Annotated in this window: 10 protein-coding genes; 9 read left to right on the top strand and 1 reads right to left on the bottom strand. The window is 44.1% G+C overall.

Annotated features, from left to right (window positions below; translation table 11 throughout):
• The first annotated feature begins 332 nt into the window (after positions 1 to 332).
• From QP775_RS22425 to QP775_RS22415, 3 genes are all read left to right on the top strand, one after another.
• Positions 333 to 3,668, top strand: coding sequence for an FG-GAP-like repeat-containing protein (locus QP775_RS22425; RefSeq protein WP_285109031.1), 3,336 nt, complete (start codon positions 333 to 335; stop codon positions 3,666 to 3,668).
• Positions 3,669 to 3,903: 235 nt separating this feature from the next.
• Positions 3,904 to 5,022, top strand: a complete 1,119-nt coding sequence (locus QP775_RS22420; RefSeq protein WP_285109030.1) for a PucR family transcriptional regulator — start codon at positions 3,904 to 3,906, stop codon at positions 5,020 to 5,022.
• 111 nt (positions 5,023 to 5,133) lie between these two features.
• On the top strand, positions 5,134 to 6,255 hold the full coding sequence (locus QP775_RS22415) for an ABC transporter ATP-binding protein (RefSeq protein ID WP_239329819.1): 1,122 nt from the start codon (positions 5,134 to 5,136) through the stop codon (positions 6,253 to 6,255).
• A gap of 213 nt (positions 6,256 to 6,468) precedes the next feature.
• On the opposite strand, the gene QP775_RS22410 is transcribed toward QP775_RS22415, so the two are convergent.
• Entirely contained in the window at positions 6,469 to 8,271 is a 1,803-nt protein-coding gene (locus tag QP775_RS22410; protein WP_285109029.1) for a fibronectin type III domain-containing protein, read from the bottom strand.
• Positions 8,272 to 8,678: 407 nt separating this feature from the next.
• On the opposite strand from QP775_RS22410, the gene hprK reads away from it, so the two are divergent.
• The 6 genes from hprK to QP775_RS22380 all read left to right on the top strand — a co-directional run bounded on the left by hprK (position 8,679) and on the right by QP775_RS22380 (position 14,797).
• Positions 8,679 to 9,617, top strand: coding sequence for an HPr(Ser) kinase/phosphatase (gene hprK / locus QP775_RS22405; RefSeq protein ID WP_028547070.1), 939 nt, complete (start codon positions 8,679 to 8,681; stop codon positions 9,615 to 9,617).
• Positions 9,618 to 9,803: 186 nt separating this feature from the next.
• Positions 9,804 to 10,877, top strand: coding sequence for a prolipoprotein diacylglyceryl transferase (gene lgt, locus QP775_RS22400; RefSeq protein WP_285109028.1), 1,074 nt, complete (start codon positions 9,804 to 9,806; stop codon positions 10,875 to 10,877).
• Positions 10,874 to 11,530 carry a pyrophosphatase PpaX gene (gene ppaX, locus QP775_RS22395; protein WP_285109027.1) on the top strand — a complete coding sequence of 219 codons (657 nt, stop codon included), beginning with the start codon at positions 10,874 to 10,876 and terminating at the stop codon, positions 11,528 to 11,530. Before lgt ends, ppaX begins: the two co-directional genes overlap by 4 nt.
• Positions 11,523 to 12,041: an acyltransferase gene (locus QP775_RS22390; protein WP_239329811.1), complete on the top strand. Its 519-nt coding sequence runs from the start codon at positions 11,523 to 11,525 to the stop codon at positions 12,039 to 12,041. Before ppaX ends, QP775_RS22390 begins: the two co-directional genes overlap by 8 nt.
• Before the next feature lie 230 nt (positions 12,042 to 12,271).
• Positions 12,272 to 13,525 carry a polysaccharide deacetylase family protein gene (locus tag QP775_RS22385; protein ID WP_285109026.1) on the top strand — a complete coding sequence of 418 codons (1,254 nt, stop codon included), beginning with the start codon at positions 12,272 to 12,274 and terminating at the stop codon, positions 13,523 to 13,525.
• 99 nt (positions 13,526 to 13,624) lie between these two features.
• Entirely contained in the window at positions 13,625 to 14,797 is a 1,173-nt protein-coding gene (locus QP775_RS22380) for an acyltransferase (RefSeq protein ID WP_285109025.1), read from the top strand.
• Positions 14,798 to 14,806 lie beyond the last annotated feature (9 nt).

The following is a 14,806-nucleotide window of genomic DNA, read 5'->3' as shown; positions in this document are numbered from 1 at the left end:
CATTAGCTCAGTTGGTAGAGCACCTGACTTTTAATCAGGGTGTCGAAGGTTCGAGTCCTTCATGGCTCACCAGTTATGAACTTACAAGCTTCAAGGGAAACCTTGAGGCTTTTTTATTTTCTTCCACAATTTCTGAGATGGTACGCATATGGATTATGGATCTTCGACAATTCATATATGTATCTTATACATATTATTTATAGAATTATATGTTCATATAAAACTGATTATGTTACGATACATATTGTATAGTTTACATTTTACACATAACATTCACCAAGATGCCTCTTTGCGATTACTCCTATCAAAATAACGATAAAGGAGAATTGACAATGACCACTTACTTCTCAAGCCGCTATGTAGCAATTACTACCTCAATATGTTTGCTTCTCACACTGTTATTTCCCTTCTTTAGTCTTGATGCTTACGCGGCATCAACAAGCAATTCTAGAAATGTGTTTGAATGGGTCCGAGACTATTCATTTCAGGATTCCATAAAGTTTATTTCATCAGGTGAACTGAACAATCAGGGTGAACAGGACTATGCGGTTGTAACCAATAATTTTGCGATCATTCTGTATAAGAGTCAGGCCAATGGTACGCTTACTCGAGAACCTTTTACGGCCAAAAGTCCAGATCCTATGCTGGTGTCTGTACGGATAAAGGACCTGGATGGTGATGGTACCTCAGAGGTGATCGCGATAGGTAAGAAAGAGGTTCAGATATATCAGCTAACATCAGCAGGGACCTATACTTTTAAAAGTAAAATTTTGTTCCAGGATGTAACTCACATAGAAGCAGGAGACTTTGACAACGATGGGATTCTAGATTTGGTTGTGGTAGCCCCAAAGCGTATAAACTATTATAAAGGGGCCTCTAACTTCACTTATACAGAAGTGGGTCATCAGGATTATAATGCAGCCGGGAATGCACCTATCACTAAATTGGTAAGTGGAGATTGGAACAAGGATGGCAAACGAGATATAGCTTATCAAGGATTGTCTGCTGGTGCAGTTGTATTACACGGTAACGCAAACCTCACCTTCACGCAAGTAAAGAGCTTTCCTGCTGCAGACAGCACTACATTTATGTTTGCTATTGGCGACGTTAATGCGGATGGTTACGCAGATGTTGTTGCTCCTAAGCCTAACAGCTCCTATCCCTATGAAAAGATGGCTATATATTATGGGGATGCAGCAGGGCAGTTTGGCCAATACATTGAACTTGATATTGGACAATTATTTAACTCGAGCTATCTACCCAAGCAAGTTGAGCTTGTGGACCTAAATGGCGATGCTTATCCCGAATTATTATATACTCCATTTGGCGGTGACTGGTATTATAGATGGAACCAAAAGGGAACTGGCTTGGATGTCAAGGGGTCCTTATATGTTTCCATTCCAACGGGCACACAACTTTTTGAAGATGTTAATCATGATGGAAAACCAGATATTATAGATTATAATTTGACTTCTAATAAGATCAGTATTTATGAGAATCAGTCCGCGGAAGGTAGTATTCATTTTATACAAGCGCAGCAGGACGTTTTTGAAAATGAAAAGTCGCTCTTGGTCAAAATATCGAGAAGTAACGGGAGTAATGGGTATGGCTATATAAATTATACAACTGTTGACGGTACAGCTAAAGCTGGGAAAGATTATACCCGATCGACCGGTATGCTTAAATTTGATCATGGTGAAACGGCGAAGTGGTTGACGGTTCCTATTCTTGATAATAACGCAGCAGACGTATCGCGGTCCTTTTCCATCAGACTCGGAAATCCAGACCGTGGTATTAAAATTGGCGACCCGGTAACGGCAACAATCCAGATTAAAGATGATGAATCTGTACCTGTGGGGGACATTCCTGTCTGGCCTCAAGATGCATTTCTTGGGATTGGGGATGTCAGTACAACTTCTATGACGTTGACCTGGCCTGCTATTAGCAATGGAAGCTCTGTACAAAGCTATGAAATTCATGAGCTCAATCAAAAACTTCTGCCTGTTACTGTGTCTGGTGACGTATACCAATATAAATGGAATACAGCACTTACCGTGGGGCAAACGTATCAGTTGGAGGTTACAGCGAACAGTGCTAACGGGAAGTCAAGCAAAGTGCTGAGGGGGAACGTAACCCTTTCAAACCCTTCTGAAATTCCGGCCAATGTTCCTCTTTATGAGAAAATGGACTATGTAGATCATATGATGGATACATACCTTTATAAAGGTGACTTTGACGGCAATCAGGTTGTGGATTTTCTGAGATCTGGAGACCAATACAACCCGATACGAATGTATAAGAACTTTGGCAAAGGTTTGTATACTCATCAAGATATTGATCTTCAAAATTTTGATCGTATCATCGATCTGGATAACGACCATAGGGACGAAATAATCAATAGTGGAACGAATAAACTCCTTGTAGGGGGCGAAGATAACGAAGGCAACTTTGTTATAGAAGCTAATATTTCAGTTCCTAACAAGCGCGCTTATGAGCTGGCCGATGTGACGAATGATGGAATAATTGATATCTTATATGTGGATAACACGAATCACATTATTCTGCTGCAGGGCAGTGCAAACTATGTCTACACAGAGGTAATGAGGGAGGATCTAGTGTCTGATCCCATAGAGCATGCATACGGTGGAGATTGGAATGGCGATGGAAAGATGGATTTAGCCCTCGTCACGCGTGATCCCCTAGGTAAACGATCGCTTGTTATCTTTAACAAACAAGCTGACGGTACATTCTCGTATGAAAAGCAAATCTTAGGTTGTGATGAAGCTTATGTTAATGACTACAACAAAGATGGATATGGTGATCTTCTCACGACCAGCAGTTCTCTTGGCTCAAGGCTTTATTACGGAAGCTCTGTAGGCATAAATGACACTTCGCCAGAACAGCTTTCTTTATTTAGATCTCTTTCTAACTTGGTTGATCTCAATCAGGATGGTTATTTAGATATAATAAATATTTCGGGTGATTATATAGTCGTAAAATACTTTATTCCTGGTGAAGGCTACGGTCCAGCAACGGCTATTATTGAAGACAATGCAGGGACAAAATTAAACTTATTGGCTGGGGACTTCACGGGAGACGGAAAGGTAGACATCAGTTTCTTTCCATTCTTCTTAGAGTCTAAACAAGCAATCTACGTTAATACGCAAACCAGTGGGATGTTCCAGTTCGCAGATTCAACAATAGTTTCCAATGAAGGTGCATATGTCGAGTTACGAGTTCAAAGGACTGGTGACCGTCAGGGGGTTACGAGCGTAGTCTATGGCACACAGGACGGAACTGCGGTTGCGGGGGTACACTATGCGGCTTCCTCAGGCGTGCTGAAGTTCGCCGACGGTGAAACGGAGAAGACGGTCAAGATTCCCATTATAACGCATACACATAGCGGAGGAGAAGGAGATCTACGATTCTCGGTCAAATTAAGCGAGCCTACACGTGGTGCAAAGTTGGGTAGTGCAAGTGCGGCGGAGATCACACTGCGCACCAGTACAGTAAGGCTGCTGCAATGGCCGATGGCAGATTCGGTCTTGTCAGTAGAAGGCCTGAATAGCAACAGATTGACGTTAACCCGACCTCTGCAGACGGCCTCTATGGCATTGCAGCATTATAAGAATTTAGCGAGGAAAGCGGTAGAGGTATCTTCCCATTAACGATGACAGGTATTGTATATATTTGTAGTAATGGTTTGGCCTAGAGTGGCCAGCTAAGTAACTAAAACAGGCAACCTATGCTTCCGATAAGGGGCACTGGTTGCCTGTTTTAGTTGCAAGCTGACTTATGACTCGATGTAGGGGTACTGCCTTGCCTGAGATGATACACGACGGTCCGTATGTTACAATTAAGGCAGTATGACTAGAAAGTTGAGGAAATGGGCTGAGGAAGAAGATGGACAAGCAGAATCTGCGTGAGCAAATCGAACGGATCATCAATGTACCCTTAGATAAGACGACAATATCCACAGCAACCTGGAAAAATTGGGTGAAGTCTGCCCAAGCAACTGGTCAACCGACTCATGTAATGCCACCGACTCTAATCGAACACGAAGATCGATGTTATATGCTATGGAAGCAAGGATCATCCCAGACCGACTTGCTGCATTGTGCAGCTAACTTGTTATCTGAGCGCGAGCGCCAATGGTTGGAGACATTGTTATGGCTTGATTTGAGCAGTCGGAAGAGCTCGTCATCAACTACTGGAGGAGATGAGCAGCAGGCTGTGCAATTCGGGCAATGGATTGTGGAACGCCTTCAGGCAAAGGATGCGCAAGCGGAGGTGCCGGATTCATTTTCATGGAAAACAAAAATGTTTGCCCCGGTCATTCCCTTCCTGCTTGTTGCTGAGCATTCACATCGTGAAGGCCCAAGCTATGCGCACCTTTACAAACTGTTGAAGTCTTATTTTGGCGGAGATCTTGTTATTTTCCCGTTGTCAGATAAAGAATGGTGTATATTAGTGCCTGAAAGTCTTGCTGGCTCTGGGGAGCAAGAAGAGGACCCTGACAATAAAGAAACGATGGAAGAGATGCTGACCTCCTTCTGCTTGGGGTTATGTGAGCTGTTGGCCGCGGAATGGGTTGGAGAGTCCAATCTTACTGTAGCTTACCCGTTTACTCCAGTGAAGGGAATACCAGGCATTGTATCGCGTATGCGGGAGACGATCTATCTCGGACGTACATTCCACATCACGGAAAATATCCATTTGCCGTGGGAACTTCATCTAGAGCAGCTTGTATACAGTATACCGGATGACGTCCGTAAGCAGTTTATGAAAAGAGTTGTAACTAAGACGGAACAATTCGGCGATTCGGAGACGATGGGCACGTTACAGACGTTCTTTCAATACGATTGCAGTGTCAGTGAGACAGCTAAGCGTTTGTATATTCACCGCAATACGCTGCTGTATCGGCTTGATAAGATCAAGCAAGAAACGGGGCTTGATGTACGTTCTTTCTCGGATGCTGTATTGATTAAACTGATATTACTATTGTACAAAGTAACAAAATAGGTAAGCGCTTTTTTGTGAGGTTTGTGTATAGTCAATTGTACAGGGTTTAGGTAATATAAGAATATAAGAAGTAACCGATTTCAAGAAGACAACGTTAAGGGGGAAATACTCATGGCAGGCGTACGCTTAGAACATGTATATAAGAAATATCCAGGATCCGATAAGGCAACTGTTGTTGATATCAATCTTGACATTCAAGACAAGGAATTCCTCGTGCTTGTAGGTCCGTCCGGTTGTGGTAAGTCAACGACTTTGCGTATGATCGCAGGTCTTGAAGAAATTTCTGAAGGTAAATTGTTTATCGGCGACCGCATAGTGAACGATGTTGCTCCTAAGGACCGCGACATTGCGATGGTATTCCAATCTTACGCGTTGTATCCACATATGAACGTGTATCAAAATATGGCGTTTGGTCTTAAATTGCGTAAGTTCAAAAAAGAAGATATCGACAAACGTGTACGTGAAGCTGCGCGCATTCTCGATATCGAGCATTTGTTGGATCGTAAACCTAAGGCTCTGTCTGGTGGACAACGTCAGCGTGTTGCACTCGGCCGTGCGATCGTTCGTGAGCCACAAGTATTCTTGATGGATGAGCCGCTTTCCAACTTGGACGCGAAGCTTCGCGGACAGATGCGCTCGGAGATCACGAAGCTTGCTAAGCGTCTTCAAACAACTGTTATCTACGTAACGCATGACCAGATTGAAGCGATGACGATGGGTGACCGTATCGTCGTTATGAAAGACGGCTATATTCAACAAGCCGCTGCTCCAGACCAATTGTACAATCATCCAGTTAATATGTTCGTGGCAGGATTTATTGGTTCTCCTACGATGAACTTTATCACTGGAACATTAACAGAAGCAGGCGGCGATCTACATTTCAAAGGCAGCAATTTGGATGTTATCGTGCCAGCTGGCAAAGCCCAAGCATTGAAAGAAAAGGGCTATGTAGGCAAAGAAGTGATTCTCGGCGTGCGTCCAGAAGATATTCATGAGGAGCCTGTGTTCTTGGAAGCATCTCCTAACAGCATCTTCACAGCTTCTATTGAAGTTACGGAGAACATGGGTCATGAAATGTTCCTATACTTGGGTGGCATGGGCAATGCGAATGTTATCGCTCGTGTAGATGGCCGTTCTAACTCTAAAGATGGTCAAAACGTTAAACTAGCGATCGACATGAACAAAGTTCATGTATTCGATAAAGAGTCCGAATTAAACGTATTCGAACTGTAATCCTGATACGAAAAGGGCCTGGTGCATATGCACTAGGCCCTTTTTTTGTTTAATTAGTATGGATATAGGCTGATTTAATGTATTAAAAAACAACAGGGCATACATATTTACATGAGTTCACAGCAAATCGTCATTAATGCAGGGTGTAGCAGGTTATAACAGGTATAGGCCAGCTCGGGCTTCAAATCTCTGGGAAGGGTTGAATGGGAGCTGCTATTTTAAAGCATCGAGGGTCGAACGAACCGGGTTAGAAAAGCTAAGATTCGACTTTTTATCCCAGTTAATGGACCAGGTCATGACACCACGGAAGTTAAGATAACCGCCTGGTTTCAACAATTGATAAGTGCCTCCATATCCGATGCCTTTGCTTAAATATTTTACGGCCTTGTCGATATCTGCCGCTGCAGTAAAGCCCCCGCTTGCTGCATTTGGTGTGGAAGGAAGTCCAATCGCAACTTGGTCTTCACGGAGCGCAGGGAACTTATTGTTTGCATTGCCTGCAATAGGGAAGCCCTGCAGCAGCATCTCCGCCATAGCGGCTTGGAAGTCAGCTGTGCCTTGGCTGTATGAACGACCGTCGAGGGCCGTCATGGCACCTGTGTTGTAATGTTGAACATGGATAAAGTTCATTCGGTCCTTAAAGGCATAAATAACGGGCAAGTACGCCCCCCATGGACCGCCATATCCAGTAATTCCACCCTGCACATAAGCGGTTTCTGGCGCCATGGTCAGCATAAAATTAGGGCCTTGTGCAGTAAGGATCGACTGTATAGCGGCGATCAGATTTACTATCTTAGGAGTGGTTGGATTCCTAAAGTCAGTATCGCCTCCGTTTAAGGACAAGGAGCTTCCTTCTAAGTCGATATCGATCCCGTTAAAACCGTATTCAGTAATAATATTGTTCATCGTAGTAATAAAGCTTTGTTTCGCAGCAGCAGTGGTGAGCTCGACAGTGCCGTTAGCCCCGCCCAGCGAGATATTTACCTTCTTACCTTTGCCCTGCAGCTCCAGGATGTCAGCTTTGAACTGTTCCTTAGTAGAGTTGTAGGGAGTGAAGGCCATCGTAGCATAGTCACCGACAGGCTCTGCAAAGGAAACGTTGATGACGTCATAGTTAGGCGATATGTCACGCAGTCGAATATTGGTTGAGCCATTGTCGAAATTATGCCAGTACCCAACCAATACTTTCGCTGCTGTGAGTGGCGGGTTTGTCGATAAAGTAGTAACGCTTAAACTCGTGCTGTCGGCTGAACGATTGCCAGCAGCATCAAGTGCGCGTACTACAAAGGTATAAGCGGTGTTGGCGGTTAAGCCTGCTGCTGTCCAAGCAGTTGCTGTGCTTGTGGAGGCAACTTGCCCGTTGACAACGATCTCGTACTGGGTGACACCTACGTTGTCAGTGCTTGCATTCCAAGCCAACGCAATTGTGTTGGCTGTTATTGATGTGCTCCGAACGTTAGTAGGAACGGTAGGAGCAACAGCATCCGGCGGAGCTGCATCAGTTCGAACATCAAGGCTGGCGCTTGGCGCGGATACATTACCAGCGGCATCAAATGCAGCTACTTTAAAGGTGTAAAGTGTATCGCCCGCCAACCCACTCACTTGATAGTTGAGGTTAGTGGTAGTGCCTACGACAGCGGAGCCGTTGTATACATTGTATCCAGCCACGGCAACATTATCGGTAGAAGCTTGCCAAGTAAGGGATACAGAGTTGGATGTGTGAGCAGGTGATAGCAGTGCAGCGGGAACAGAAGGTGCGATGGTGTCTGAGGGTTGTGTGCTTACTTTCCATAATGCCTGAACTGCAGGTGGTTCCCAGCCTGTAAGTGAGGTATGCGGCTGAATACACTCATAGTTAACAGCTTGATATGTGACAATGTCTCCTTTCTTGTAAAGGGTGTTTGGCGCCCATTGAGCTGCCCCAAATGCTGAAATGGGGATAAGCAGGAAGACCAGTACCCCAATAAGCAGCGCAGATAAAGAGCGAACTGAAGGGCGATATGCGGTTCTGTACATAAATTAATTACCTCCTTTGTCATATGAATATTGCTCCGATGGCTCCATCATGCATCTGATTGATGAAGCGGAGTCTGTTTTATATTGTTCTGGCAGCAGCTTAGAGCGCAGCCATTCTTGCTATCACCTCCTGTATGGATCAGCCATAGAAATCAATTCGGTAGAACAGGACTGGATTCCTGCTCTATTTGCAGACAATATCAATAAAATGTAAAAAATAATTTTAGTGCCTATAATAAGTAAAAAAATATTTGATGGATCGTGATTTTGGAAAAAGAGCACACATTGATTTCAATCTAAATTTCATTTACGATGGTTACATTGAGATAGAACTGCATGCTTACTGTCATTTACAACAAATATACATAGCAATCCGGTAATATGCAGATGAGAAGGAGTGAACGAAGATGGCCAAGAAGGTGAAGGTGTCCGAACTTGTCGAGCAATTTCATCTGGAAATACTCGCAGGGGAACAAGGCATGAAACGTGTCATTACTGTCGATGATTTGCATCGGCCAGGCCTGGAGATGGCGGGATACTTCGACTATCATCCAACTGAGCGTGTACAGATGTTGGGCAAGACGGAATTAACGTTTTTTGAGACGTTACCTGTAGAAGAACGATTGGATCGGATGCGCCACTTTGTAGCTGATGAGATACCATGTATTGTCATAACACGTGGAATTGAAGTGCCTGAAGAACTGATTCAGATTTGCCAGGAGCATGAGGTTCCATTACTTCGCTCACCTCTTGCAACAACAACATTATCGAGTAGAATTACTAATTTTCTCGAAAAAAAGCTTGCGCCTACAGCCACAATTCATGGTGTACTCGTTGATGTATACGGTGTTGGCATGCTTATTACAGGCGGCAGCGGCATCGGGAAGAGTGAAACAGCACTGGAACTGGTCAAGCGCGGCCATCGTCTGGTAGCAGATGATGCGGTTGAGATTCGTCAGACATCGGACAATCAATTGCATGCATCGGCCCCTGAGCTGATTCGTCACTTGCTCGAAATTCGCGGAATAGGCATTATTAATGTCATGACCTTGTTTGGGGCAGGAGCAATCCGCAACAACAAGCGTATTAGCGTAGTTATTCGCTTGGAGAACTGGCAGCAGGATAAACAGTATGATCGATTGGGACTGGATGAGGAGACCACTCGAATTATTGATACCGACATCCCATTGGTTACGATCCCTGTTCGTCCTGGGCGGAACTTGGCTGTTATTATCGAGGTTGCGGCGATGAACTTCCGCTTGAAGCGTATGGGATATAATGCGGCGTTACAATTTACGAATAAGTTGACCGAACAAATCAATGAGGACACGGAAGATTTTGATTAAGGATATCCCTGTACATTCTAACTAGCTTTGCGCAGCCTGAGTAATTGCTTTTATTTAGTTTGCATTTCGTCGAAATTGATAAACACAGTAGGCATGTGTGAACCGTGCAGGATGTCCTATAATCGCGTATTTTCTACATTATATTGTCATCTCATTGTAGTTCGTTAAAAAGGAGAGAACAACTTCATGGCAACCCTGTTGCTTGATCCGATTGCTATTCAGCTGGGTCCAATAAGTGTGCATTGGTATGGTCTGATTTTAGGGACCGCTGCTCTTGTTGGATTGCTGTTCGCAATGCGGGAAGGAAAGCGTTTTGGTATTTCGCAAGATTTCTTTATGGATCTGCTCTTGATAGGCGTGCCGTCTGCACTTGTGGGTGCGCGGGCGTATTATGTCGCATTTAAGTGGGATGAGTACAAGGATAATCCACTTGAGGTCTTTGCAATATGGCACGGTGGTATTGCGATATACGGTGCTTTAATAGCTGCTGTTATTTTTGCACTCATTTTTGTCAAATATAAAGGTTACACGTTCTGGCGGATCGCAGATATTTGTGGGCCTTCGCTATTAATCGGCCAAGCGATTGGACGCTGGGGCAATTTTGTCAATCAGGAAGCTTATGGCGGACCAGTCTCAGAAGCGTTTCTAAGAAACACGCTGCATCTGCCTGACTTTATCGTAAATCAGATGAATGTGAGTGGGACGTTCCATCATCCTACATTTTTATATGAATCATTATGGAATTTTGTTGGGATATTGCTGCTGTTCGGCATACGGCGATTGCGTCAGATACGTGCGGGCGAGATCTTTATCAGCTATTTGATCTGGTACTCACTTGGCCGCTTCTTTATCGAAGGCCTTCGTACGGATAGCTTGGCTTACCAAGGATCAAGTGCAGTCCAATCGTTTGTTGATGCGCTCTGGTCCCCTATGACAGTGCTCTTTGAACCTGGATTCTTAAGCCCTGAATACGGCAATGTTCGTATTTCACAATTGCTTGCTATCGTATTGGTCATTGCAGGTATCATCCTCATTGTGGTGCGCCGACTGACAGGCAAAGCAAACGTTCGTTACAGCGATCCGATCGTCTGTACGCGTGTGGCGAAAGCTACTGCGGTTCATGATGGAGGAGCAGAAGCGCCTCAGCAACCAAGTGCTGCTACCCATACGACTGCAGCAGAAAGTGTACAAACAGAAGCGTCAACAGATACATCGGGTGAAATTGACAGCAAGGATAAGAAGGAGAATAAGCAATCATGATTCGAACGGTATTGTTTGACTTGGATGGCACTATTATTGATACGAACGAGTTAATCATCGAGACATTTCTCCATGTTCTGCAGGATATCGTGCCGTCCCCGTTCACACGCGAGCATATCATCCCCAGCATGGGCTTAACGCTGCAGGAGCAGTTCAGAATATTTACGAAGCGGGACAATGTAGACGATTTGGCAGCTGCTTATCGTGCTTACAACTTGACGCGACATGACGAGCTTGTACAGCCTTTTCCTTATGTAAAAGAGGTCGTCAATCGATTTGCGACAGCGGGTATTCAATTGGGAGTCGTAACCACCAAAGTGAGAAAGTCGACTGAACGTGCGCTGGGTATGTTCGAATTGTTCGAACAGATGGGTGTGATTGTCACGGTTGACGATGTGACACATGCGAAGCCCCATCCGGAGCCGGTGTTAATGGCAGTTGAAGCTTTAAATGCAGACCCTGCGACAACCTTAATGGTTGGAGATAGTCCAGCGGATATACAGTCTGCTAACGCAGCAGGCGTGATCTCCTGTGGTGTCGCTTGGTCGCTTAAGGGTGAGCAGGTGCTGCGCCAGTACAACCCACGCCATATTATCTATGACATGCGTGATCTATACGCGATTGTCGGATTGGAGTGCAACGAAGGTGCGTAATACGCAGCGGTACCCAGTTGAGGGGCCGAATAGTTTATGGCACATCTATCGCACGGTTAGTCCCTGGAAAGGGATTCGAAACTTTATTTTTATCCAGCTTGCGCGGTACTGCCCCTATCTGCCGCTCAAAAATTGGATATACCGCCGAGTATTAAAAATGAAGGTTGGGAAACATACGGCCTTTGGGCTTATGGTTATGGTGGATGTCTTTTTCCCCGAGCGAATCCATGTGGGCAACAATTCGATTATTGGTTACAATACCACGATATTGGCACATGAGTACTTAATCAAGGAGTACAGACTGGGAGACGTTCGAATTGGAGACGAAGTCATGATTGGAGCTAATTGCACTATTCTCCCTGGGGTTACGATAGGGGATGGCGCTATCGTGGCTGCAGGTTCCGTTGTTCACAAGGACGTGTTCCCAGGGCAGATGGTAGGGGGGAATCCGCTGCAAGTCATTCGTGATGTGGACCAAGGAGCGAAGCTGAATTCCAGGCATTTGCATTAAGACATGTAAAAGGAGTTTGGTGTGTAAGATTTAGGCCTATTTTGTAGTTATATATGTAAGAGGACCGACATTTGAATGATCCTTTTGGCGATTTGTGATTGTATTGCCAGAAGGATTATTTTATTGTAAACAGAACATTATGGGAGTACCAAAAATTATGAATGACAACTATAGGAAATTATGCTAATTTCAATATGGGATGAACTTCATAAGTCAAAAGAGGGTTAAGGATGAAAAAGCGTCATGTATTATTAAGCTTGGTATTGGTCTTATTACTATCAACAATTGGCTTTACGCCTTCAGATGCTAAGGGAGTGGAATATGCGATCTCATGGGGTAAAGAACAGTGGCAGGATGGAAAGGCTGTAAAACGCAACAATGAGTGGTACATACCTGTTACAGCGTTAGGGCAAGCCTATGGAATTAAAGCTCAAACTTCGAATAAAGGAAAGGTGCTCGACCTCTCCAGTACGGTGCAAATGAATCCAATGTTTCGTTTTAAACCGAAATATTATGAGAATGAAGTAATTACCATTATGTATCATAATATTGAACAAAATCCCAAAGATGTAACGTTTATCTCTCCTCAGCAACTGGAGGATCAGATTACTAGCCTGTTGGCGAATGGGTTTAATGTTATAAGCATGAATGATTATATGCAATATATGTTGAATGGGAAGCCAGTACCAGATAACGCGGTACTACTTACATTTGACGATGGGTACGAGACGTTTTATTCGTATGTGTATCCCTTATTCAGAAAGTATAATTTGACAGCAACCAACTTTGTTATCGCCTCGACGATAGATAATCGGGCACATGTCGGAAGACGTAAGCTGACATGGGAACAGATGCGTGAGATGAAGCAAGCAGGTTTCAGCTTCTTCAGCCACACGTACAATTCGCATGCCTATGCACCGATTAATAGTCGTGGTGTCATGAAGCCGATGTTAACGCGTTATCTTTACAACAATAAGACGAAGCAGACAGAATCCCGAGATCAGTATTTAACTCGTGTTCGTGGGGATCTGGCGATGGCTGAGCGACGGTTAAAGGAAGAACTGCAAAATTCCTATAGTGTGCTTGCCTTTCCATATGGTGCGTTTAATAAAGACGTGCTTCGTATTTGCAAAGAACTTGGAATTAACGTTACTTTTACAGTCAAACGAGGCATCAATAATAAAAATACACGGAACGGTTTCCGGATTAACGGGGGCAATCAGAATATTAAGACTCAAGACCTGATGGAGCAGCTGCGCAATCGCGGCGTTAAATCAAAGCAACGATCATCTTATCAGGTGACATGGAATGGGGTTGGGGTTGCGTTTAAGCAAAATCCATTCCAACAATCAGGGAGATGGTATTTGCCATTGAGGGATCTGCAACAAACATTTGGTGTGCATTATCAGGTTGATAATGTAAAACGTACCGTCCAACTGTTTCCCGGGAAATATGATACTGCTCATAAAATAGAACCACATTAAACCCATGACCAATGATAGTGATTCCAATCTTATAATCAGATTCCGAGTTTACAGCCTAGAATCGACATCCAGTAGTCCTCGGACCAGGGGGGCTTCACATTGAGTAAGAAAGAGACAATTACATCGTTGTCTATCTATCGCGCACTAGCAATGTTAGCGGTATTGTTTATTCATAGTACATCAGAGGCTGTTGCCAAAGCGCAGCAGTCTGATTTGTATTATGTGTACACCTTCTTCAATATTTTCAGTAAATTTGCCGTCCCTGCCTTTATTGCTCTAACCAGCTTTGTATTGTTCTATAACTATGCTTCTGATCATATCAATTGGGCTAGAATAGGAACCTTCTATCGCAAGCGGCTCAAACTAATTTTGCTCCCTTATTTAGTTAGCTCCATTTGTTACTTTGCTGTTGTGCATATGATGGCTTACCGAGGAAGAGGACTTTGGGATACATTGGAATCTTTTGTCCTGAAGTTAGCGACAGGCTCGGCATATACGCATTTATATTATGTATTCCTACTTCTTCAATTTTATTTGCTGTTTCCGCTGCTGTTAGTTGCATTTCGTTCCAAGCTGGTTGTGAAATATGCCATACTGATTGGTCTACTCCTCCAGTGGGGATTTGTCATTTGGAACAAATACGATTTGATGCTTCCTCAAAAGGGAAGTGTCATGTTCTCTTATATGAGTTATTGGATGCTTGGCGCTTACTTAGGGTTAAAAGCGGAGGTACTTAAAGGGTGGTTTAATTCTCTGGGCAATAAGGGGAATCCAACCTCTCATCATTGGTGGAATCGCTTGTTGTGGTTAAGCTGGTTCCTTATGGCCATGCTGCAAGTTCAGATTTGGTACTGGACCAATCTGGGTGAATGGAGGATGAACACACTGTGGTATGAGGCGATATGGAATGTGCATGCGCTCTTATCATGTTTGGTGCTGATTCAGGCCGCTTCTTATATTGAGCGGAAGTGGAAGTCAGGTGTCGTAACGGTTATTCATCGCTTTGGTGAAGTTACATTTGGTGTGTACCTGCTGCATCCTTTCATTCTATTGTTATATCGAAAGTGGCCCTGGCATCATGGGCAAGCTTGGGCATATCCTCTATATATAGGAGGAGGCTTTGTGCTGGCACTTGGGCTTTCATGGTACATTGTCGCATTTGCTTTTCGCAGGTTCGGTTGGTCATGGATCTTATTTGGATCACTACCGAAGCCATTGACTGCTCAGGTATCTCAGAATAAGAAGTCTTCTTCCCATCCTATACAAGGTTAACATTTTTAA

This window comes from Paenibacillus sp. UMB4589-SE434 (assembly GCF_030226685.1).
Lineage (GTDB): Bacteria > Bacillota > Bacilli > Paenibacillales > Paenibacillaceae > Paenibacillus_B.
The sequence above is the reverse complement of the archived record's forward strand: the minus strand, read 5'-3'. Positions and strand labels throughout refer to the sequence as shown.